Origin of the sequence: Corynebacterium lizhenjunii (genome assembly GCF_011038655.2) — a bacterium.
GTDB lineage: Bacteria > Actinomycetota > Actinomycetes > Mycobacteriales > Mycobacteriaceae > Corynebacterium > Corynebacterium lizhenjunii.
The window spans coordinates 1,277,421-1,298,147 of the sequence record NZ_CP064954.1; the positions used below are offsets into that span (position 1 = coordinate 1,277,421).

The 20,727-nt window shown below is 61.8% G+C and carries 20 protein-coding genes and 1 tRNA gene; 11 read left to right on the top strand and 10 right to left on the bottom strand.

Translation table 11 applies throughout. From position 1 onward, the window contains the following. The 3 genes from G7Y31_RS05910 to G7Y31_RS05920 are packed head-to-tail and all read right to left on the bottom strand — an operon-like array spanning position 1 to position 2,557. Positions 1 to 399: a hypothetical protein gene (locus G7Y31_RS05910; RefSeq protein ID WP_165008085.1), complete on the bottom strand. Its 399-nt coding sequence runs from the start codon at positions 397 to 399 to the stop codon at positions 1 to 3. A gap of 54 nt (positions 400 to 453) precedes the next feature. Continuing rightward, entirely contained in the window at positions 454 to 1,692 is a 1,239-nt protein-coding gene (mshC, locus tag G7Y31_RS05915; protein WP_165008087.1) for a cysteine--1-D-myo-inosityl 2-amino-2-deoxy-alpha-D-glucopyranoside ligase, read from the bottom strand. Positions 1,693 to 1,729: 37 nt separating this feature from the next. Then, positions 1,730 to 2,557, bottom strand: a complete 828-nt coding sequence (locus G7Y31_RS05920) for an undecaprenyl-diphosphate phosphatase (protein WP_165008297.1) — start codon at positions 2,555 to 2,557, stop codon at positions 1,730 to 1,732. A gap of 133 nt (positions 2,558 to 2,690) precedes the next feature. Between G7Y31_RS05920 and G7Y31_RS05925 the strand changes: the two genes are divergently transcribed. Both G7Y31_RS05925 and G7Y31_RS05930 read left to right on the top strand, forming a co-directional pair. Then, on the top strand, positions 2,691 to 3,836 hold the full coding sequence (locus G7Y31_RS05925; RefSeq protein ID WP_244977469.1) for a YncE family protein: 1,146 nt from the start codon (positions 2,691 to 2,693) through the stop codon (positions 3,834 to 3,836). 21 nt (positions 3,837 to 3,857) lie between these two features. Beyond that, a complete protein-coding gene (locus G7Y31_RS05930; protein WP_280527301.1) occupies positions 3,858 to 4,961 on the top strand; it encodes a quinone-dependent dihydroorotate dehydrogenase in 1,104 nt (367 codons plus the stop codon). 58 nt (positions 4,962 to 5,019) lie between these two features. Here the strand turns inward: G7Y31_RS05930 and G7Y31_RS05935 are convergent, their stop codons facing one another. Both G7Y31_RS05935 and G7Y31_RS05940 read right to left on the bottom strand, forming a co-directional pair. Beyond that, the gene (locus G7Y31_RS05935) at positions 5,020 to 5,406 is read right to left on the bottom strand and encodes a hypothetical protein (protein ID WP_165008089.1); all 387 of its coding nucleotides are present in this window, start codon (positions 5,404 to 5,406) and stop codon (positions 5,020 to 5,022) included. Between the two features lie 6 nt (positions 5,407 to 5,412). Further along, positions 5,413 to 5,952, bottom strand: a complete 540-nt coding sequence (locus tag G7Y31_RS05940) for a YbhB/YbcL family Raf kinase inhibitor-like protein (RefSeq protein ID WP_165008091.1) — start codon at positions 5,950 to 5,952, stop codon at positions 5,413 to 5,415. Positions 5,953 to 6,145: 193 nt separating this feature from the next. Between G7Y31_RS05940 and G7Y31_RS05945 the strand changes: the two genes are divergently transcribed. The 3 genes from G7Y31_RS05945 (at position 6,146) to G7Y31_RS05955 (ending at position 7,778) form a co-directional block, all read left to right on the top strand. After that, a tRNA-Leu gene (locus tag G7Y31_RS05945) sits at positions 6,146 to 6,231 on the top strand. A gap of 98 nt (positions 6,232 to 6,329) precedes the next feature. Then, positions 6,330 to 7,094, top strand: coding sequence for a TVP38/TMEM64 family protein (locus G7Y31_RS05950; protein ID WP_244977453.1), 765 nt, complete (start codon positions 6,330 to 6,332; stop codon positions 7,092 to 7,094). 87 nt (positions 7,095 to 7,181) lie between these two features. Next, entirely contained in the window at positions 7,182 to 7,778 is a 597-nt protein-coding gene (locus G7Y31_RS05955) for a MarR family transcriptional regulator (protein ID WP_165008093.1), read from the top strand. Here the strand turns inward: G7Y31_RS05955 and G7Y31_RS05960 are convergent. Beyond that, positions 7,775 to 8,617: a DUF3097 domain-containing protein gene (locus tag G7Y31_RS05960; protein ID WP_165008095.1), complete on the bottom strand. Its 843-nt coding sequence runs from the start codon at positions 8,615 to 8,617 to the stop codon at positions 7,775 to 7,777. The genes G7Y31_RS05955 and G7Y31_RS05960 overlap by 4 nt on opposite strands. 34 nt (positions 8,618 to 8,651) lie before the next feature. Between G7Y31_RS05960 and G7Y31_RS05965 the strand changes: the two genes are divergently transcribed. Beyond that, positions 8,652 to 9,461, top strand: coding sequence for a hypothetical protein (locus tag G7Y31_RS05965; RefSeq protein WP_165008096.1), 810 nt, complete (start codon positions 8,652 to 8,654; stop codon positions 9,459 to 9,461). A 24-nt stretch (positions 9,462 to 9,485) separates the two neighbouring features. Here G7Y31_RS05965 and G7Y31_RS05970 read toward each other — a convergent pair whose 3' ends face one another. From G7Y31_RS05970 to G7Y31_RS05980, 3 genes are all read right to left on the bottom strand, one after another. Then, positions 9,486 to 10,577 (bottom strand): ferrochelatase, encoded by a 1,092-nt coding sequence (locus G7Y31_RS05970; protein ID WP_165008099.1) that lies wholly within the window; start codon positions 10,575 to 10,577, stop codon positions 9,486 to 9,488. Between the two features lie 59 nt (positions 10,578 to 10,636). Beyond that, complete coding sequence (locus G7Y31_RS05975) at positions 10,637 to 12,460, bottom strand: DIP1281 family NlpC/P60 protein (RefSeq protein WP_165008101.1); 1,824 nt, start codon at positions 12,458 to 12,460, stop codon at positions 10,637 to 10,639. An 854-nt stretch (positions 12,461 to 13,314) separates the two neighbouring features. Further along, positions 13,315 to 13,770, bottom strand: a complete 456-nt coding sequence (locus tag G7Y31_RS05980) for an Rv1476 family membrane protein (RefSeq protein WP_165008103.1) — start codon at positions 13,768 to 13,770, stop codon at positions 13,315 to 13,317. 284 nt (positions 13,771 to 14,054) lie between these two features. On the opposite strand from G7Y31_RS05980, the gene acnA reads away from it, so the two are divergent. Both acnA and G7Y31_RS05990 read left to right on the top strand, forming a co-directional pair. Next, complete coding sequence (gene acnA / locus G7Y31_RS05985; protein WP_206215017.1) at positions 14,055 to 16,868, top strand: aconitate hydratase AcnA; 2,814 nt, start codon at positions 14,055 to 14,057, stop codon at positions 16,866 to 16,868. A gap of 129 nt (positions 16,869 to 16,997) precedes the next feature. Then, positions 16,998 to 17,564, top strand: a complete 567-nt coding sequence (locus G7Y31_RS05990) for a TetR/AcrR family transcriptional regulator (RefSeq protein ID WP_165008106.1) — start codon at positions 16,998 to 17,000, stop codon at positions 17,562 to 17,564. 128 nt (positions 17,565 to 17,692) lie between these two features. Here the strand turns inward: G7Y31_RS05990 and G7Y31_RS05995 are convergent, their stop codons facing one another. After that, the gene (locus G7Y31_RS05995) at positions 17,693 to 18,361 is read right to left on the bottom strand and encodes an SDR family oxidoreductase (protein WP_165008108.1); all 669 of its coding nucleotides are present in this window, start codon (positions 18,359 to 18,361) and stop codon (positions 17,693 to 17,695) included. An 84-nt stretch (positions 18,362 to 18,445) separates the two neighbouring features. Between G7Y31_RS05995 and G7Y31_RS06000 the strand changes: the two genes are divergently transcribed. Genes G7Y31_RS06000 through G7Y31_RS06010 form a run of 3 tightly spaced genes read left to right on the top strand, consistent with a single transcriptional unit; the run spans position 18,446 to position 20,693 of the window. Continuing rightward, positions 18,446 to 18,715 (top strand): ACT domain-containing protein, encoded by a 270-nt coding sequence (locus G7Y31_RS06000; RefSeq protein ID WP_165008110.1) that lies wholly within the window; start codon positions 18,446 to 18,448, stop codon positions 18,713 to 18,715. 5 nt (positions 18,716 to 18,720) lie between these two features. Next, on the top strand, positions 18,721 to 20,085 hold the full coding sequence (locus G7Y31_RS06005) for a PFL family protein (RefSeq protein WP_165008112.1): 1,365 nt from the start codon (positions 18,721 to 18,723) through the stop codon (positions 20,083 to 20,085). After that, positions 20,085 to 20,693 carry a P-loop NTPase family protein gene (locus G7Y31_RS06010; protein WP_196823632.1) on the top strand — a complete coding sequence of 203 codons (609 nt, stop codon included), beginning with the start codon at positions 20,085 to 20,087 and terminating at the stop codon, positions 20,691 to 20,693. Before G7Y31_RS06005 ends, G7Y31_RS06010 begins: the two co-directional genes overlap by 1 nt. The last annotated feature ends 34 nt before the right edge of the window (positions 20,694 to 20,727 follow it).

Sequence of the window (20,727 nt, forward strand, 5' to 3'; positions counted from 1 at the left end):
CTATTCGAACTCCGGCAGGCTCGCCAGGGTCTCCTCTGTTGCACCAGCAGTGCGCAAGGCAGAGTGCACCAAAGACTCCAACTCTGCCTTTTCTTCTGGCTCCACCACGGCGTAAGCGTGCCGGGCGTTAAACGCCTCAACATCGGCGGTGAACTTAGTAAACAGCTGCACAGCTGCCGCAGCGTCAAGCTCTTGTGCGTCAGAGTTGCCTGCGGCAATCCCGTCCAGCTGGTCTAAGAAGCCCTCGAGGATCGCACGCAACTGCGGCAACACCTTTGGGTCAAAAGGCTGGTCCCACCACTCCTTTTCTTCCGGGCGCAAGTAGCTGCCGGTAGCAAAGGAGGTCAAGTCTGTGATGAACTCATCCACGTTGGGCTGGAAAGTAGTGCGAATGCTCATTGGTGGTGGACCCCTTGGGTGCTCGTGCGGGTTGGTCTAGCCGGACGTTTGCGCCTAAAGCTTCACGCCCAACAGGGAGTCTACCGCTTGGGCCACGAGGGCCCCCGCGTGCTCTTCGGTGCTGCCCCGTTCAGCTTGGGCCCACTCATCCAGGGCGGCCAACGCGGCCGGGGTATCGAGGTCATTGGCCAGGTGCTCGCGCACCGCAGCCACCACGGCCTGCGCCTGGTGCAAACTACCTGGCTGCGCCAGCGCCCTGCGCCACAATTCCAGACGCTGCTGTGCGCGTTCCACCACGGCAGCAGACCAGTCCCTATCCCCGCGATAATGGCTGGCATAAACGCCCAGCCGAATGGCACCCGGTTCCACTCCTTGCTCCGTGAGCTTGTGCACAAAGACCAGGTTGCCCAAGGATTTCGACATCTTTACCCCATCGAGTCCAATCATGCCCGTGTGCACGTAGAACTGCGCCATGGGCCCCTGGCCAAAAGCAGCCTCCGCGTGGGCGGCAGAAAACTCGTGGTGCGGGAAGCGCAGATCACTGCCCCCGCCTTGAATATCGAAGGTTGGGCCCAGGCGGCGGGTAGCGATTGCGGAGCACTCCACATGCCAGCCTGGGCGGCCCGGGCCCATGGGGGAATCCCAGGCGGGCTCGCCGGGGCGGTGGGCGCGCCACAAGAGGGCATCGAGAGGATCCCGCTTGCCAGCCCGGTCCGGATCCCCGCCGCGCTCCCGGAAGAACTCCAACATCTCCGCCCGCGAATACCGCGACTCATAGCCAAAGTTGTCCGTCGCCGCGATGGAGGCGTAGACATCCGGGAACTCGGCATCCTCCACCACATAGGCTGCGCCCTTGTCTAGCAGGGTGGTGACCATCTCAATGACCTCATCAATGGACTCCATAGCGCCTATATAGTGCTGCGGAGGAAAGACAGAAAGGACCTCCATATCACTGCGGAAGAGGTCAATTTGGCTGCTGCCTAGTTCCCTCCAGTCCACGCCGTCGCGCTGCGCGCGCTCAAAAAGCGGATCATCGACATCTGTAATGTTTTGCACATAAGAGACCTCATGTCCATTGTCCAACAACACGCGATAGATGAGATCAAACGTCAGATAGGTCGCTGCATGCCCCAGGTGCGTGGAGTCATAAGGGGTAATCCCACACACATACATTCGTGCCTGGTTATCGGTCACCTCAAGTGGAAACACGCCATCACGCGCAGTGTCATAGAGACGCAAAGGCCGCGCAGTACCTGGAGCGGACTGGAAAGAAGGCTGTGGCCAAGAATGCATGGCCACCATTCTAACGCTTAAAGCGTGAAGACAACCATTAGTATGGCTGCAGCACTCCCAGGGCCAATAGCACCATCACAATGATGCCTACCGGGATGCGATACGCAGCAAACCATTCAAAGGAATGGTGCGCCACGAACTTCAGCAACCACGCGATGGAGGCATAACCAATCACAAACGCAATGCCGGTACCCACCAGCAGCTGCGCACCGGTGGCGGACTGCCCGGTGGCGGGAGCGAAGGCATCGGGAAGAGAGAACAACCCTGAAGCCAACACTGCCGGGATAGCCAACAGGAAGGAAAAGCGCGTGGCCACCTCGCGGTCCAGGCCCAAAAACAGGCCGCCGGAAATGGTGCCACCGGAGCGCGACACTCCCGGAATCAGCGCCAAACACTGGCACAGGCCCATCACCACGGCGTCCTTCATGTTCAGCTCCTCAAAGCCGCGACTCTTGCTCGAGGTGCGCTCTGCGACAATAAACACGAAGGAAAACAGAATCAACATCGCCGCGGTAATCCACAAATTGCGCAGGTTATCGCGGATCAAATCCTTGCCCACAAACCCTAAGATGCCAATGGGAATAGAACCCACAATAACCATCCAGCCCATCTTCCAGTCCTGCCCGCGCGCCTGCTTGTTTAGCAGCCCCGCGCACCAACCCCGCAGAATCTGCCAGATCATGCCGGCAAAATAGACCAAGACGGCGGCCTCCGTGCCCAGTTGGATAACCGCAGTAAAAGACGCCCCGGCATCGGCACCCCAGAACAGTTCTGAGACTATTCGCAGGTGCCCGGAGGAACTCACGGGCAAGAACTCGGTCAAGCCTTGCACCACGGACAGCACAATGACCTGTGCCCACGACATATCGCTGGCAGTATCTGCAGCGGAGTTGATGGCTAGATTCACGGCGTCATTCACGCAGAGACACCCTACCCGCGCATCAAAGACCACAGGGGATTGCCGCGCAGCACTGCTAGACTAATAACCCGTGATTTCCATGACCTGCCATTTCCCCGTTCGCGCCACGTGTGCCGTCTTGACTATAGGGGCCGCCGTAGCGCTGGGGGCGTGCTCCTCGGTGCCTAATGTTCCCTCCCCTGAGGAGCAGGCAGCAGTGGGGCACGCTTCCCCGGCACCGTCTCCGTCTACCGCGTCGCAGGACAAGCTGCCAGGGTCTGTGATTGATTTCCCCGCCGTGCAAGACATTGAGGCCAGCGGCTCACAGTTTGCTGTCCGCACTGCCGATGCCGTCTTTATCGGCTCCGCCTCCTCCTTCGCCGCCGCGGGTACCCGGTCCGGTTCCGGGACTGCGGGACCCGTCAAGGTCGCGGTCGACGCTGCCTGTGGGGATCTGACCCCCGCCGAGGGCGCATTCATTCTGGCCTGTGGCGATAATGTGCTGGTGATGCCCACGGATAATCCCGGCCAGACCACCACCGTTGCCGTGGCGGAAGACTTCCCGGTCACTGCTGCTACCCGCACCAGCAGCGGGGAGCTTTTTGTTGCTTCCGATTCCGCCGCTAAGGTCGCCGTCTACCGCGACGGCGAGCGCGTGGATGACTTTTCCGTGGCCGCGCCCACGGACCAATTGGTCAGCGTGCGCAACCAGGATGGCCAGGACAATGTGGTGCGCATCTGGCGCGAAGACACCACCATTCAGAACTTGGACTGGGAGAATTCCCGTGAGGGTGGCCGTTTGCGCGTGGGCGCGGGTGTGGGCCAGATTTCTGATGGACTGCACGGCGTGGTGGTCGCCGCGGATACCAATGGCAAGCGCGTGGCAATCTACACCGCCGAAGACGTGGTGCGCTTGCACCAATTTGGCAACACCGATGGCACCCCGTGGGCCACCGCTTGGGATGAGCACCGCCAGTTGGCGTGGGTAACTACTACCGATAACAATCAGGCCCAGGCCTTCCGGATCGCTACCGGGGTGCCGGAGCCGCAGGGCAGCTTTGCCACGCTTGCCGATGCCCACCACATCGCCGTGGCCGACGATGGCACCGTGCTCCTGGGCTCCGCCTCCGGTGGCGGCTTGCAGCTGCTGGACTCGCTGCCCTTTGACGCTAAAGAATCTGCTGCTAAAAATTCAGCAACGCAAGACTCCGCCGCTAGCGAGTCTGCTGCGGCCCCGAAGAACTAAAGAAACCGAGGAACCCTAACTGTGAATTGTCATGATCTGCGCACTCAGGCTTATCAATTAGCGCTGCGCGCGATGTTCCGGCTGGACCCCGAACGCATCCATACCCTGATATCTGGCGGTTTGAAGGCCCTCCACGCTGCCAGCCCGATCAATCGCGGCCTGGAGCGCTACCTCGTAGTCCATGATCCGGTCTTGGAACAAGAGGTCTTTGGCGTAAACTTCCCGCGGCCGCTGGGACTGGCTGCTGGCTTTGACAAAAACGGCACCGCCGCCGACGCCTGGGCCGCGGTCGGCTTCGGCTTTGCGGAACTAGGCACGGTCACCGCCCAACCACAACCGGGAAACCCCCAACCGCGCTTGTTCCGCCTGCCCGCAGACAAGGCCATTTTAAACCGCATGGGCTTTAACAACGCCGGTGCAGCCGAGGTGGCTAACAACTTACGGGCACGCCGGCACCGCGATGTCATAGGCATCAACATTGGTAAAAACAAGACCGTCCCTGCCGAGGAGGCAGTGGACAACTACCGTGAGTCCGCCACCCAACTAGGGCACCTGGCTGACTACCTGGTGGTCAACGTCTCCTCCCCTAATACTCCCGGTCTGCGCGACCTTCAAGCCGTGGAGTCCTTGCGCCCCATCCTGGCTGCGGTGCAAGAAGCCGCCCAAGTCCCGGTCCTGGTCAAGATTGCCCCCGATCTTTCCGATGCCGATGTCGACGCCGTCGCAGACCTTGCCCTCGAGCTTGGCCTGGCGGGAATCGTGGCGACGAACACCACTATCTCTCGTGAGGGCCTGAACACCCCGGCTGCCGAGGTCGAGGCCCTGGGTGCAGGCGGTATTTCCGGCGCCCCGGTAGCGCAGCGTTCCCTTGAGGTTCTGCGGCGCCTCTATGCCCGGGTGGGCGACCAACTGGTGCTGGTGGCAGTAGGGGGCATCGGCACGCCACAGCAAGCCTGGGAGCGCATTACCGCGGGCGCGACCTTGCTGCAGGGTTACACTGCGCTGATTTATGGTGGGCCGGAATGGATTCGCGACATCCACCTGGGCCTGGCCCAGCAAGTCCGCGCCCACGGCCTGAAGAACATTTCCCAAGCCGTGGGCTCTGGGCTGGAGTGGAAAGACTAGGTGCCTAGCGAGCTAGGCCACTAGGCACCTAGCCAAAACAGACCTGTGGTTTAAGCCTCTAGCGCATGAGCGAGCGCCGGATAAGCAGCGCGCACAACAACGCGCCACCGGCGTAGAGGAAGAGCCAGTACTGGGCCATGTAACTCAGCGGCTCTAGGGACACAAAGCGGCTGGCGATAATGAGTGCCACTGCCACAGCCAGCCCAACCACCTGGGCTGGCGAGCCCTTCTGGGCGGTGTTGGTGGTAACAAAAGCCCCCACTAGCGCTGCGGCAATCACAATCAGGATAAAGCGCCAGGTTACGGGAAACAGTCCCATCCACCCTTCGCTCAGGATGGACATTAGCCCGAAGAGCACAAAGATGAGCGCGAGGGCAATAAACGCCCCGCCCACCCGCAAGGCCACCGGCACCCCGGTGAGTGGAGCCTGCGAAGAAGAATCCATGCGTTTCTATTTCTCCTCGTACCAGCCCCACAGGACCGCGCGGCCAAGGGCGTGGAAGTGCAGGTTGAAGCCCAGCACGGTCGGGGTGGCATCCGGGTCAATATCCAGCCGCTCCACATCTACCGCATGGACTGTATAGAGGTAGCGGTGCGGCGCGTGGCCAGCCGGTGGCTGCGGGCCGTAGTAGGTACGAGCACCAGAGTCATTGCGCAGGCTCACCACACCTTCGATGCCCAGGTCCTCTGCGGTACCTGCACCTGTGGGCAGCTCCAGCACCGAAGCTGGAATGTTAAAGGCCGCCCAGTGCCAGTATCCTGCACCCGTGGGGGCATCTGGGTCCAAGCAGGTCACCGCCAGGGATTTAGTCCCCTCCGGCAGATTGCCCCACGCCAAGTGCGGGGAGACATTGCTGGGGGCGCGGAACTTCGGTGCGATCTCATCTCCATCAAGCAAATCCGTGGACGACAAGGTAAAGGATGGCAGTTCTCGCAGGGGTGCATAAGGGTCTGGGCCCGGGAAGCGGGAGTCATCAGCGTAAAAAGTCATGTAACCATTCTTACCTTATTGGCCGGTGGTGATGCGACAGATACACCCGCACCAGGTCCCGAAGCATCCATTACCCTCCACTCGCGCCACCCACATCCGACGGCGACATGGGAATTTGGAAAATGACACGCGCCGGGCTACAGTATTCGAGTGCCCAACCGGACGGTGCCATGCACCAGGTTGAAACACCCCAGCCCGGGTGGCGGAATGGCAGACGCGCTAGCTTGAGGTGCTAGTGTCCTATTAACGGACGTGGGGGTTCAAGTCCCCCTCCGGGCACAGACTAAGGCAACCCGACCAAGGTTGCCTTTTCTGCATCCTGGGGCTGCGGCCGCACATTGGGGGCCGCACATTGGGATTAAGTAGAATTGCTCCCCGTGAAACATTCCCCCACCATCTCGCGCTCCCGGACTCCAGCCCGAACCGGCGCCCGGGTACGGCAGATGCTGGACTTTGCCGGGGGTCTCGGCAAGCACACGCTGGCCACCCTACGCACGTGGCCGCGCCGCCGCTGGGCACTGCTGGCAGTGACAGCGCTGGCGGCGGGAACATATCTGTGGCTGGTGGGGCTTCCAGATGTTGCGCGCCTGCGCGCTTGGGCTGGCCACACCGGCGCGTGGTTCCCGGTGGTCTTCTGGCTTTCCTACGTGTTCTTTACGCTCTTTCCGCTGCCGCGCACGCTATGGACGGTGGCTGCGGGGCTCTTCTTCGGCCCCACTGCCGGAATCTTGCTGTCCCTGAGCGCGCTGACGGCCTCTGCGGCGCTAGCCTTTGCCGGGGTGCGCCGCATGTTGGGAGAGTGGATGCGCCCGCACCTGCGCCACCCGGCCGTAGCCCGGCTAAATCTGCGGCTCGAACGCCGGGGATGGCTCAGTATTGGCGGGTTGCGAATGGTTGCCGGAGTGCCTTTTCCGCTGCTCAATTATGCTGCTGCGTTGAGTCCGGTTTCCTTCAGCCATTTCCTGCTGGGCACGGCGGTGGGCTCCATTCCCACCACAGTAATTGGGGTGGTCTTCGGTGATGCCCTGATCCAAGGCAGCTCCCCGGGGCTGTTAGTAGCGATGGTGCTCCTTGCGGCCGTTGGGGTGGCAACGTTGGTGCTGGATGCCCGCACTGCCCGTACCGCCCGCGACGCCCGCTGACACGAGCCCGCGCCTACTGGGGCTTATCAAGCCAATGGCCTAGACTAAGGCGAGTTTAATCCGCCTCCCGCGAAAGGGGTCCGCATTATGCTCGCCGTCCACGCCCGCTACCGGGGCCGGTCTACTCAACGTGCCCAGCTGGTCACGCAGTCCGCGCAGGCGCTCAATCAGTTGCCCGGGGTTGCGGGCTTTGAGTCCGTGGGTGTCGAGGACATTCGTTCCATCGTTGATGGCGCCACTGAGCTGTGCGATGTGGTAATGGCCTTGCTTGCCGATGGCGACTGGGCCATCGGCATTGGCGTGTGTCCCCCATCTTCTGCCGATGCCGCCAGCGAGGCCGACCTAGCCCGTGTGCGCGACTGTGCCACGGCAGCTTTGCGCGCCAGTGCCCGCCCGGCGCAGGTCTATGCCAAAGTTGCCTCCCCAGAGCGTAGGAACGACGCCGCAGACATCGCTGCAGCTTTCGCCCTGCTAGGCTTCGTGCTGCACAAGCGCACGCCGGAAGGCCGGGAGGCTACTGCCCTGGTGCGCTCCGGGCTGAACCAAAACGAAGCTGCCGCCGAGCTCGGAATTTCCAAGCAGGCCATGTCCCAGCGGCTGCAAGCCGCAGGGTGGAACGCGGAGATGGCTGGTTGGCGCCTGGCCATTAGCCTGCTCGAGCGCGCCGCCAACGCGCCCGCTTAGAGTAGGTCCTCCTTACTCAGCTCTGGGGTGGTCACGAAATCCACCAGCCGTTCCACCGCACCAATCAGCGTGGAGTCCAGATCGCGGAACGTGTTTACTGCCCCGTAGACGCGGCGCCACCCTTCCTGGGGATCCGGCCAGCCAACCCGCCGGCAAATACCGTGCTTCCAGTCCTCCCCATAGGGCACGTCTGGCCAGGCACGCAACCCCAGGCGCTCTGGCTTCACCGCTGCCCAAATGTCAACGAAGGGATGCCCGGTGACTAGCACATGCGGGCCCACGGACTGGGTCAGCCGCGATTCCTTGGATCCTTCCACCAAATGGTCCGCCAGTACGCCTACACGCCTGCCGGGCCCGGGTTGAAACTCCCGCAGCTTATCCTCCAGATTGTCCAGGCCCTCCAGGTACTCCACCGCCACGCCTTCAACTCGCAGATCATGGCCCCATACCTTTTCTACAATGGCGGCGTCGTGGACACCTTCGACCCAAATCCGCGACGGCGCGATGACCTTCGCCTGCACATTGTCCACGCGTCGGGACCCAGAATTAGATTTTGCCGGTGCCTGGACGGCAACATAGCGCGTGAGTGTAACGGGTTGGCCTTCGAGAAGAAATCCGCCGGGGATCAGGTTAAACACCCGCTCGGTGCCATGGCGGTCCTCCAGGCGCACAACGGGTCCAAAGACGGTCTTATCAATCCCCATCACGGCGCCCACAAAGTCGTCGCCAACCACTTCAACCACCATGCCGGGCTCGGCAGGGACCTCCGGGTACGTACGCGGCTGCTTGCGGCGGTGTCCGCCCAGGATATCGCCAGAATAGGGATCATCGAAACTCATAGCCAGCAAGTCTATCTACTACACTGCCTAGGTTATGGATATGCGCGCCGAGGTCTATTCTCCACTGCAAAACACCGCCGTGTGGCTGGGGGCTTGGTTGTATGGGTACGTTTCCACCGATGATTTGCTTGATGCCCTCACAGAACTGGGTGGGCGTCCGCAGGGCACCGACGGCGAGTCTTTTAGCACCGTGCTGGCGCGCCTTCGTCAGGTTACCGCTGACGTGCTGGTGGCGACCTCGCCGGAGCCAGTGTTGCGTTTGGTTCTTTCTGGCCCGGGTGAGCCGCCGGTGCTGCCGGCTGGCTCTGTGTCTGCCGATGCCGCCGCAGTCAACCCCGCAGGCGCCCTCATCGTGCGCACGTCCCAGCCAGATCGCAATGTTGTGCTCATCCCCCAGGCCACAGACTCCGGGCAGGTCTGGCAGGTCATCGAGGAAACTCAGCCGCTGCCTGCACCTGCGTGGCTTAGCCCCGGCGATGCCGATGCCGCCCTAGTCCAGGCCACCAACCAGGCCGCAGCGTTAATTGAGTCCCAGGTAGGCCAGGTAGACTCCGCCACCCGTGCCCTGGGAATGCACGGGACGCGCCTGCCCAATCCGCGGCTGACTATTGGAACCCTCAGCGACTTCTACGATGCCCCTGGTTTGCCGCCTGCGACCTCACCGCGCGCGGCCAAACTCTTTGCCCGGGCCGACAGGGTGGCCGCGATCATTGAGACGGTCACCGACCGGCTAGGCGATCACAGCCTGGACCCGCAGTTGCTGGCGCTGTGGCGGCCGTTGCGCCAGACCCGCATGGCTGGTGTAGCGCATGCGCTATCTGAATTCGCCCGCGGGAGGAATTAAGCCGCAGTACTAAGCCGCGTAGTTTTAAGCACCTTGCGCTTTGCGCAGGCTCCAAATATCGCAGCAGCCTTCAGCACACGGCTGGCCGTTGACGGTGCAGCCGGAAACCGTAACCTCACCCAAACCTGCGGGCTCTTGCCCCGCGCGCAGTTCCTGGATGAGGTCTACCAGCATGGAGCTAAACGCCGTCGAAGGCCCCGCGGTGCGCGAGCGCTCAAAGTGCATTCCCATCTGCTCCACCGCGCGCTTGAGTTCTACATCCAGGTCCCAGATGACTTCCATGTGATCAGAGATAAATCCCAGGGGGCACACCACCAAAGCTTGGGTCTGCCCTTGCTCATGGAGAGCCTTGGCGTGGTCCACCACATCGGGTTCTAGCCAGGGGGTGTGGGGGCTTCCCGAGCGGGAGTTCCACACTACGTCGTATTCCAAAACCCCCGCAGCGGATGCCACCAGGCGGGCGGCCTCAGCAATCTGGCGGGAATACAGGTGCTTGTCGCCCTCGGCGCCGCCAACGCCATCGTGGGCGGTGGGGATCGAGTGGGCGGTAAAGACCACCCGAGTGTGCGCACGCAGCTGCTGCGGGACGGCGCTGAGAGACTCGCGTAGCCCGGCTGCCACCTCCGCGATAAATTTCGGGTGGTCGAAGAATTGGCGCAGTTTGGTAAAGGTGATCTCCTCGTAGCCTTGTTCGGCGGCGTAGTCACGCAGGCCCGCGATGTCCTCGTTGTACTGGCGGCACGCGGAGTAGCCTCCCCACGCAGAGGTAGCAAACACAAGCACATGGCGTTTGCCATCGGCAGCTAGCTGGTCCACAGCTTCGGTACCGAAGGGGTGCCAGTTGCGGTTACCGAAGTAGACCGGCAGATCTATCCCCCGGGCTGCTAGTTCTTGCTCCACATTGGCAATTATTTCGCGGTTGAGTCGGTTAAGGGGGCTCACCCCGTCGAAGTGGAAGTAATGCTCGCCCACCACCTTGAGCCGCTCCCGGGGGATGCCGCGTCCGCGGGTGACGTTTTCAAGAAATGGAACGACCTCCTCGTTTCCTTCCGGGCCACCGAAAGAAAGAACGAGGAGGGCGTCAAAGTCACCGGCATGCGTGTGTGCGTTCGTCATAATCGATGACTCTACCAACCAAAGGTTGGAGTCTAGATATCTATACGCACACGGGCTGATTAGATGAGACGTACTGCATAAGGCGCCATGCCACCAGTACGCACCGGGGTGGTCTGCACGGTTCCGCCGGACTGCGGAGCCTCGATCATCATTCCATCGCCCAGGTAGAGGGCCACATGGTTGCCACCGCCAGGGCCATAGAAAATTAGGTCACCGCGCTGCATTTGACTTACCGGCACCTTGGTTCCGTGGTTGTATTGGTAGCCGGAGTTGTGCGGCAGCGAGATACCCGCGGCCGCGAAAGCGTAGAGTATCAGGCCAGAGCAATCGAAGCCGGTCTTGTTGAAGTCGCCGAAGCTATCCGCCACTCCACCATCGCGGATGCCGCGGGTGGGACCATTAGCGTCGCCGCCACCCCAAGCATAGGGGGTGCCAATCTGGGACTGGGCCCGCGCGATCACGGCCTCTATGCGCGCATCAGTGCCCGCAGATTCCACCAACTCCATGGCCTGCTCGGTCACGGTCTCGCTGGATTCTAGAGGCGTAAGGATGCCTTCGAGCCCAGTGGTATCCGCACCTGCCGCCGCCGCTTCTTCGGCGCCTGCGCCCAAGACGTCGGCAGCCACGGTGAGCGCGTTCTGCAGCGCAGCCAGGTGTCCTTCGTCCGCGGAGCTGCCTGCCACCAAAGCGGTGTGCACAGGCTGGCTAGCTGCAATCAGGCCGGCTGCCTGCGCAAAGACCTGCGGGTCCACAGAGGATCCCGCCTCCGGTGCCGCAGCTGCCGGTTCCGCTCCCGCACCCGTGCTTGCCGATGCCCCCTGGTCCACATCCTGCTCCCGCGCAGCGTCTTCCCTAGCTTCCGGTTCCACTAGCACCGACGGCGCGGCCCCTTCAGTAGCCAACGGTGCGGCCCCTGCAGGAGCCGACGGCACAGCCGTGTCAGCCTCGACGGCCGACGGCGCGGCCCCTGCAGGAGCCGACGGCACAGCCGCGTCAGCCTCGACGGCCGACGGAGCGGCCGTCGCGACCTGAGCAGGCTGCGGGGTTCCTGCGGAAGGGGCACTGGTGGGGACGGAGGGGGCATCGGCAGACTCAGCAGCCTTAGCGCGCGCTGCGTAGGCCGCAGGCGCCGGGGCGGAAGACAACGCTGCGCGAGCAGCATCACGCTGCGCAACCAGATCCTCGTGGCGCTCAGTTGCAGCGCGCACAGCCTCCTGACTGTCTGCCAAAGCAGCCTGCGCGTCCGCCTGCGCCTGTTCTGCCGACTCGGCGCGATCCTTGGCCAGGCCCTCGACCTGTCGCAACTGCTTTTCCTTTGCGGCCTTCTCCGCCCGCTTTGCCTCCAGTTCTTCGAGCAACTGCTGCTGGGAGACGGTTTGGGATTCGAGCAACGCGGCGCGCTCGGCGGCATCGCCACGAGAGCGCGAGCCGGCGGCTGCGGTCAGGACGTCGCTGCGCTCGGCCCCACGGAACTGCGTTCCCGCGAGCTCCGCCAGCTTCTCCTGTACAGCGGCGATGGCGCGTTCGGCCGCCTCGACTTCTGCCTGGGCTGTAGCAGCGCCCTGCTGGGCCTGCTTGTACTGGGTGCGGGCGTCCTGCAAATCCACCAGCGCACGGTTGACAGCCTCACGGTAGGCGCCCATCTGATTTTCAAGTTGAGCGACTTGACTTTCCACAGTCGCTAGCGCTCCGGCTAGCTGCGCCCAAGAACCATGCCCACTGGAAAAGGCGCGGGTCAGTTGCTCCAGCGTGGAGCCCTGTTCCTCAGCGTGGGCGGCAGGCGGGGTCAAAGTAGCAACGGTGCTCAAGCTAGCAGTGCAGGCAACGGCTGCCATGTAGGAGCGCAGGCGGAAACGCCGGCGCGGCGTATGGGTGGTGGCCACGAGTATTCTCCTCGCGTGCAGCCAAATCAACACGACAGCCTTGACTACCCGGCCGGGTAGTCCGAAGCATGCCGAGTCCACGTATGCCGAGATTGCCAGCCACCACCCACCCCACTTTGCACACAAAGGGTAGGCAGGGCTGGAATGCCCTGGAAAATGCGTCCCATACACACAATGCATACGCCAGTACAGCCATCAGGCCACCGCGTGTGAAAAATCTTCCCCATTCTTCACGTGCTAGGCCCAGACGGTCAGCGTCCGGCGACTTAGCCGACAACGTTGAGCAGACATCGCTAAGCAGACTTCGCTGCGGCGCATAAGTGTGTTAGGTAGGCGACAAACCTTCCAGCGGCCCTCACAATCTCGTACACGCAAATGGTGCGGCTCCCACCTTGCCGCACCATTGGCGTACGGCAAGTAAAGAGTCACAGCACATGGCTGCACGTTTGTTCATTAACGGATAAAGGACATCCCCACGCAAGGCCTCTAAATGTCGCAACTCGCCAGAACCATGTTCCCCGACGGCCATCCATTCGCTGCTGTACCGAGTGGTACCGGGTGCGCTTGGCGTGCTTCCCCACATGCCCGTGCAATTCCGATTCAGCGTCTGCGTGACTGTCAAGGCTCAAGTCTGCGACTGTTACATCTATCGACTCACGTGTTGACTCCCAAATCGTAGGACACGACAGCCGCAAAGGATAGCCCGTTTACCACAAACCACAGCAGTCAAGCGGAGCAACATGACTTTCTTGCATCACCGACCTGCGACATTCCCGAGACCAAAAAGTTATGTGAAACTCGACACATTGCTGTAACGGTGCCGAGTGGCGCCACCTAAAGGTGCTGAAATTCGGCTAGCGCACAGCTCGAACGTAGGCAGAAACAGCGGCCACAACCGCTACCAACAGGACCCCCGTCAGCACAGGGGCCCAAGGAAAGACGTCCGAGCTCAGTCCGGCGTGGAAATACTCAAGAGTAGTGACCTGATCCACCCCGGCGGGAACCTCGCCCTGGGCGGCCTCTAGTGCGCCGCGGGAATGGGACTGACTGACGGCCGAGACCTGCCCAGGCCACTGGACTATGACGGTATTGAGGTCTGCGGTATCGGCAAGCTCTTGCGCCACATCGCGCATGTCTGCAGCCTTGCCGGGAACTACGTCGACCACCGCAATGCCCTCGCCGGGACGCAGCGCTTCGGCGACCGCCGCATTGAGCTGGGCGTCACGGGCCAACTCGGGCGCGGAGTACGCAACGCCATCCTCTGATAGCTGCGCAGCCAAGTCCTCAATGTTGACTTCAGCTGGAATCACGGAGCCACCTTTCCATGCAACCACCACGCGCAACTACCGCGCGCAAATATGCCCTAAAGCGTAGGCGGACTACCCCCATTTGCGCAGTAACGCCGCGCCGAACCAGGTAAAACATGAAACAGAACGGACGTACTGTTATACTCGCAGCGGAAGAAAGTTCATCGGGCTACGATAGGCGGTGAACGTTCACGTTCTTCTTTACGGCACCCGGGCCCCGCCTGCGGTACCTCACGATAGTCAATAGACAGTCAAAAGACAGTCGTTAACAAGGAATGGAGCTCCCTGTGACTGAAAGCTTGAACTCCTTCGGCGCCAAGAAGACCCTTGATGTCAACGGTAAGACCTACGAGTACTTCGACATCAACGCGGTTGAAGGCCTGGAGAAGCTGCCCTACTCCCTCAAGGTTCTAGCTGAGAACCAGCTGCGCTACGAGGATGGCAAGAACGTAACCACCGATCACATCAACGCCCTGGCCAACTGGGACCCCACCGCTGAGCCGGACACCGAAATCCAGTTCACCCCGGCCCGCGTCCTCATGCAGGACTTCACCGGCGTTCCCTGTGTTGTTGACCTGGCCACCATGCGTGAGGCCGTTTCCGCACTAGGCGGCAAGCCGGAGCAGGTTAACCCGCTGAACCCGGCCGAGATGGTTATTGACCACTCCGTCATCGTCGAGGCCTTCGGCTCCTCCGAAGCCCTGGAGAAGAACGTTGAGATTGAATACCAGCGCAACGAGGAGCGCTACCAGTTCCTGCGCTGGGGCTCGGAGAACTTCTCCAACTTCAAGGTTGTTCCTCCGGGAACCGGCATTGTCCACCAGGTCAACATTGAGTACCTCTCTCGCGTAGTCTTTGACAATGACGGCGTTGCCTACCCTGACACCTGTATTGGTACCGACTCCCACACCACCATGGAAAACGGCCTGGGCATCCTGGGCTGGGGCGTGGGCGGCATTGAGGCTGAGGCTGCCATGCTGGGCCAGCCGGTCTCCATGCTGATCCCCAAGGTTGTCGGCTTCAAGCTCACCGGGGAAATCCCGGTGGGTGTGACCGCAACCGACGTGGTGCTGACCATCACCGAAATGCTGCGCCAGCACGGCGTGGTGCAGAAGTTTGTCGAGTTCTACGGCAACGGCGTGAAGTCCGTGCCGCTGGCAAACCGCGCCACGATCGGCAACATGTCCCCGGAGTTCGGCTCCACCGCTGCGATCTTCCCGATCGACGAAGAGACTATCAAGTACCTCGAGCTCACCGGGCGCCCGCAGGAGCAGATCGACCGCGTGGAGGCCTACGCCAAGGCTCAGGGCATGTGGCTGGAGCAAGACGCCCCGGAGGCCGTCTACTCCGAGTACCTGGAGCTAGACCTGTCCACCGTGGTTCCCTCCATCGCAGGCCCCAAGCGCCCGCAAGACCGCATCCTGCTCTCCGAAGCCAAGGAGCAGTTCCGCAAGGACCTGCCCACCTACGCCTCTGGCGACGTTGTGGTCGATGAGTCCTCTGTTGCCGCAAAGCGCATGACCAACGAAGGCGGCGAGAACAACCTTGAAGACGTCACCGGCGGTCTGAACAAGTCCCGCGCCGGTGAGGGCGAGTCTGCTGCCAAGGGTGCCGCTGGCCGCCAGTCCAACCCGGTGACCGTGACCTCCCCCAACGGTGGCGAGTACACCCTGGACCACGGCATGGTGGCTATCGCCTCCATCACCTCCTGCACCAACACCTCCAACCCGTCCGTCATGGTTGGCGCTGGCCTGATTGCCCGCAAGGCCGCCGAAAAGGGCCTGACCTCCAAGCCGTGGGTCAAGACCATCTGCGCCCCGGGCTCCCAGGTTGTGGACGGCTACTTCCAGCGCGCAGACCTGTGGAAGGACCTGGAGGCCCTGGGCTTCTACCTGTCCGGCTTCGGCTGCACCTCCTGCATTGGCAACTCTGGTCCGCTGCCGGAGGAAGTCTCTGCAGCTATCAACGAGCACGACCTGGCTGCCACCGCAGTGCTGTCCGGTAACCGTAACTTCGAAGGCCGCATCTCCCCGGATGTCAAGATGAACTACCTGGCATCCCCGATTATGGTCATCGCCTACGCCATCGCCGGCACCATGGACTTCGACTTCGAGACCCAGGCTCTGGGTCAGGACCAAGACGGCAACGACGTCTTCCTGAAGGACATCTGGCCTTCCTCCCAGGAAATCGAAGACACCATCGCCCAGGCGATCACCCGCGAGCTGTACGAGGCTGACTACGCCGACGTCTACAAGGGTGACGAGGCATGGCGCTCGCTGGATGTGCCGGAGGGACAGACCTTCGAGTGGAACGAGGAATCCACCTACATCCGCAAGGCTCCGTACTTCGAGGGCATGCCCACCGAGCCGGCACCGGTTGAGGACATCAAGGGCGCTCGCGTCCTGGCCAAGCTGGGCGACTCCGTGACCACCGACCACATCTCCCCCGCCTCCTCCATCAAGCCGGGCACCCCTGCTGCCCAGTACCTGGATGAGCATGGTGTGGAGCGCCAGGACTACAACTCCCTGGGTTCACGCCGTGGTAACCACGAGGTGATGATGCGTGGCACCTTCGCCAACATCCGCCTGGCTAACCAGCTGGTGGACGTCACCGGTGGCTACACCCGCGACTTCACCCAGGAAGGCGGCCCGCAGGCCTTCATCTTCGATGCCTGCCAGAACTACAAGGCAGCCGGCATTCCCCTGGTAGTCATCGCTGGTAAGGAATACGGCACCGGTTCCTCCCGCGACTGGGCTGCAAAGGGCACCAACCTGCTGGGCGTGAAGGCGGTTATCACCGAGTCCTTCGAGCGCATTCACCGCTCCAACCTGATCGGCATGGGCGTTATCCCGCTGCAGTTCCCGGCTGGTGAGTCCCACGAGTCCCTGGGCCTGGACGGCACCGAGACCTTCGACATTGAGGGCATCGCCGAACTCAACAACGGCACCACCCCGAAGACCGTCCACGTCACCGCCACCAAGGAGTCCGGTGAGAAGGTAGAGTTCGACGCTACCGTCCGCATCGACACCCCTGGTGAGGCCGACTACTACCGTCACGGCGGCATTCTGCAGTACGTGCTGCGCCAAATGGTGAAGTCCTAAAGGATAAGCCATCACCACTCCTAGCGTAGGCCCCGCCTCCGCTAACCATGGCAGGGGCCGCGACCAACGCCGGTCGCGGCTCCTGCCTTTCCCATGTTCCAGCCCGGTCAGTGAGAGTAAACTAGCACCATGCCAATCGTCAGCGACGATGAACTCAACCGCCGCCGTCAAGAAATCCTGGTCGGTGCGAGGCGGTGTTTTGCCCAACACGGCTACGAAGGCGCCACCGTACGCCTCCTAGAAGAAGCCACCGGAAAATCCCGCGGCGCCATCTTCCATCACTTCGGTGATAAAGAATCCCTCTTCTTGGCCCTTGCCCGGGAAGACGCTGCCCGTCAAGCCGAAACCGTGGCCAACAATGGCCTGGTAGAAGTTATGCGGGACATGCTCGCCCACCCCGAGCGTCACGACTGGCTGGCCACGCGCCTAGAAATCACCTCAATGCTACGCACGGACCCCTCTTTCCGTGCCCGATGGATCGATGAACAGTCTATTCTCGATGCCGCCGTACGCGCCCGCTTGGAATCCAACGCGGAGTCCGGTCGGCTACGCGATGACGTCGACATTGATACCCTGGTCACGTATCTGCAGACCTTCATGGACGGCTTCATCGCGCGGCTAGCGCACGGCAATGAAGAAGGCCTTGACCGGGTGTTGGATGTGGTGGAGCATTCCATTCGCGGGTGCGAGGTCTAGGCGCTCCGCACCACGCAGTGCTGCTGCTAGCCAGCAGCGGGTGGCCCAAAAAACGCGCGCGTTAGTCGGCAGCGGGTGGCCCCCAAAGCGCTCGCGTTAGCCGGCAGCGGGCGCCCCGTGCCCGGGGACTAAAGATCCGCGGGGCTGCCGGTGCCGTCGATGAAGGCCACTGGCGACTGCGGAAACGACTCGCGGCCCACCAGCTCGGTAAGTACCTCGGCAACCAACTCGCGGGAGGTGGAAGTGCCTTCCGGGCTGTGGGTATCTGCGATGGCATCTACCCCGCCTGCGGGTTCGTCGGTTAACAGCGAGGGTGCAAGCACCAAGTAATCCAAGCCAGAGGCGTATATACGCTCGTCGACCGTTTTCTTGGCCTCCACATAGGCATCCCACGAGTTGCCTTCCCCGCTGGGCTCATTATGAGTAGAACCCAGGTAGGAGATCATCACATAGCGTGGGGCGGCACCATCCTGCAGGAGCTGTTCAGCGGCATCGACAGTGGCCAATGCCCCATCGCGGTCCACTGCGAAGGTCAATTCCTTGCCGCCGCGCCCGCCATTACCTGCGCCCCAGACCACGGTATCGAACTCACGGAAGATGTTCGCCCAGTCGTCCACTGATTGTTCCGTAATGTCCGCAACCAATGGGGTGGCTCCCAGCTGGGTCAGTTCCGCCTTGTACTCAGGGTTGCGTACCAGCGCGGTCACGGTGTGGCCTGCGGATACCAGCTTGGGGATAGCCAGCAGCGCGATCTTGCCGTGTCCCCCAATGTAAAGAATCTTCTGCGAAAGCGTCATGCCACCCCACCGTAGCAATTCTTGCCGCCACTCGCAGCGGACCCAGCGCTTGCGGGAAAAACGCCAGCATATAGAATCGCACCCATGTATGCCATCATGACTGTCACCGGTGCAGATTCCACCGGAATTATCGCTGCCGTCGCCACCGCGTTGGCGGAGAAAAACGTCAACATCGAAGATGTCTCCCAGACCCTGATGTCAGGCTATTTCACCATGATCTTGCGGGTGTCATTCGACGAAAATGCCACCACACTTACCCAATTGCAGGAGCACATGGCCCCGGTCGCACAGCGCACGGGGCAAAACATTCGTCTGCAGTCTGAGTCCCTCTTCACGGCCATGCACGAGGTATAAGCCCTATGGTTTCACGTTTTAACACTGCCGGTGTCCTCGATACCATCGAGATGATTGAAAACTACCGGCTGGACATTCGCACCGTGACCATGGGCATTTCTTTGCTCGGCTGCACGCGCACCACCATGGAGCAGACCTGCCAGGCAATTTATGACAGGGTCTCCACCCAGGCTGCCCGCTTGGTGGAGGTTTGTGAAGGTATTGAGGCTGAGCTCGGCATTCCCATCGTGAATAAGCGCATTTCCGTGACTCCCATCGCGCTGGTGGTCGCTGGGGTCGAGGGTAATCCGGTCGATGCCGCCAAGGCACTCGACCGCGCCGCCAAAGAGGTGGGCGTTAATTTTGTAGGTGGTTATTCCGCGCTGGTGGAAAAAGGCGCTACTACCGCTGATACTAAGCTCATTGCATCCATTCCAGAGGCGCTGGCCACCACTGACGTTGTGTGCTCTTCCGTTAACATTGCGACGTCCCGGGCGGGCATCAACATGGATGCAGCCCGCACTATGGGCCAGGTAATCAAGGACGCGGCGGAGCTCACCGCAGACCGTAGCGCCATTGCTTGCGCCAAGCTGGTGGTTTTTGCTAACTCGGTGGGCGATAATCCGTTCATGGCGGGGGCTTTCCACGGAATTGAGGAGCCCGATTGCGTGGTTAGCGTTGGTGTGTCTGGCCCTGGTGTGGTGGACCGTGCCTTGGGCTCGCTTGAGGGCGCTAGCCTGGACCAGGTTGCGGAGGAAATCAAGAAGGCCGCGTTTAAAATCACCCGCGCTGGCCAATTGGTGGGCAATTTAGCCGCGCAGCGCCTGGGTGTGCCCTTTGGGATTATCGACTTGTCCCTGGCGCCGACCGCTGAGTTGGGCGATTCCGTGGCCCACATCCTGGAACATATGGGCTTGGACCAGGTGGGTACCCATGGCACGACTGCTGCCTTGGCTTTGCTTAACGATGCCGTCAAGAAGGGCGGCATGATGGCGTGCTCCCGGGTTGGTGGCCTTTCGGGTTCCTTTATCCCTGTGTCTGAGGACAAGGGCATGATTGACGCGGTACGCTCCGGGGCTATTTCCATGGACAAGCTCGAGGCCATGACCTCCATTTGTTCGGTGGGCTTTGACATGATTGCCCTGCCTGGTGAGACCTCTGCATCCACCATCGCCGGCATGATCGCAGATGAAGCGGCCATTGGTGTGATGAACCATAAGACCACTGCTGTGCGCGTGATCCCGGTCCCCGGTGCGACTATTGGCGATGAGGTCAACTTTGGTGGCCTTTTGGGCTACGCCCCGGTCATCCCGGTTAATACGGTGGGCAATGATTCCTTTATCGCCCGCGGCGGTTTTATCCCCGCCCCAGTCCACGGACTGCGAAACTAATGGCACAGGCGAGCTTCGCAGATGTCAGCAGAGCGAAACACATAGCTATCGCAGGCGTAACGGGGGCGGGCAAGACCACCGCCGCCCGTAGCCTTGCTGCGGCTATGGGCACTGCGGCTTGCCCACCGCCGCGGATCATTGACTACGATGAGGACATCTTGTGGGAGCCAGCCGCCCGTGCCCCGTGGACACTGCGTACCAAGGAGCAACAGCGGGCCCGTGCCAGTGAATTGATTGCGGCGCCGCACTGGGTGATGGCCTCGATGGGCTCCGCTACTCGCGACCTCATCGAGCCACAACTTGACGTCCTGATCTATCTGGACTATCCAGCGCACATTACTCTCACGCGCTTGTTGCGCCGTACCATTGCGCGCGCCTTAACCGGCGCCACGTGTTGTAACGGCAACCGTGAAACCATCCGGAAGTCTTTCCTTTCGACCGAGTCCATCCTGGTGTGGTGGTGCAGAACTTTCCGTAGCCGTCACCGCAGCGCCCTTGAGCGTGAGCAGTCTTGCACTGGACCACCCACACTGCGCCTGCGCCACCCCCGGGAGCTGAACCACCTGCTAAAACACATTCGTGCGGCTCAGTCTGGCACGCACCTTTAGCCCCTTCCGCGCGCCTTCTTTGTTGGGGTCGCGC

Bases quoted from the DNA above. Each gene is read 5' to 3' on its own strand.
- G7Y31_RS05925 (WP_244977469.1), top strand. From the start codon at position 2,691: ATGACCTGCCATTTCCCCGTTCGCGCCACGTGTGCCGTCTTGACTATA.
- G7Y31_RS05920 (WP_165008297.1), bottom strand. From the start codon at position 2,557: ATGTCGTGGGCACAGGTCATTGTGCTGTCCGTGGTGCAAGGCTTGACC.
- G7Y31_RS05995 (WP_165008108.1), bottom strand. From the start codon at position 18,361: ATGACGCTTTCGCAGAAGATTCTTTACATTGGGGGACACGGCAAGATC.
- G7Y31_RS05990 (WP_165008106.1), top strand. From the start codon at position 16,998: ATGCCAATCGTCAGCGACGATGAACTCAACCGCCGCCGTCAAGAAATC.
- G7Y31_RS06000 (WP_165008110.1), top strand. From the start codon at position 18,446: ATGTATGCCATCATGACTGTCACCGGTGCAGATTCCACCGGAATTATC.
- G7Y31_RS05970 (WP_165008099.1), bottom strand. From the start codon at position 10,577: ATGACGAACGCACACACGCATGCCGGTGACTTTGACGCCCTCCTCGTT.
- G7Y31_RS05960 (WP_165008095.1), bottom strand. From the start codon at position 8,617: ATGAGTTTCGATGATCCCTATTCTGGCGATATCCTGGGCGGACACCGC.
- G7Y31_RS06010 (WP_196823632.1), top strand. From the start codon at position 20,085: ATGGCACAGGCGAGCTTCGCAGATGTCAGCAGAGCGAAACACATAGCT.
- G7Y31_RS05955 (WP_165008093.1), top strand. From the start codon at position 7,182: ATGCTCGCCGTCCACGCCCGCTACCGGGGCCGGTCTACTCAACGTGCC.
- G7Y31_RS05940 (WP_165008091.1), bottom strand. From the start codon at position 5,952: ATGACTTTTTACGCTGATGACTCCCGCTTCCCGGGCCCAGACCCTTAT.
- G7Y31_RS06005 (WP_165008112.1), top strand. From the start codon at position 18,721: ATGGTTTCACGTTTTAACACTGCCGGTGTCCTCGATACCATCGAGATG.
- mshC (WP_165008087.1), bottom strand. From the start codon at position 1,692: ATGCATTCTTGGCCACAGCCTTCTTTCCAGTCCGCTCCAGGTACTGCG.
- G7Y31_RS05910 (WP_165008085.1), bottom strand. From the start codon at position 399: ATGAGCATTCGCACTACTTTCCAGCCCAACGTGGATGAGTTCATCACA.
- G7Y31_RS05965 (WP_165008096.1), top strand. From the start codon at position 8,652: ATGGATATGCGCGCCGAGGTCTATTCTCCACTGCAAAACACCGCCGTG.
- G7Y31_RS05935 (WP_165008089.1), bottom strand. From the start codon at position 5,406: ATGGATTCTTCTTCGCAGGCTCCACTCACCGGGGTGCCGGTGGCCTTG.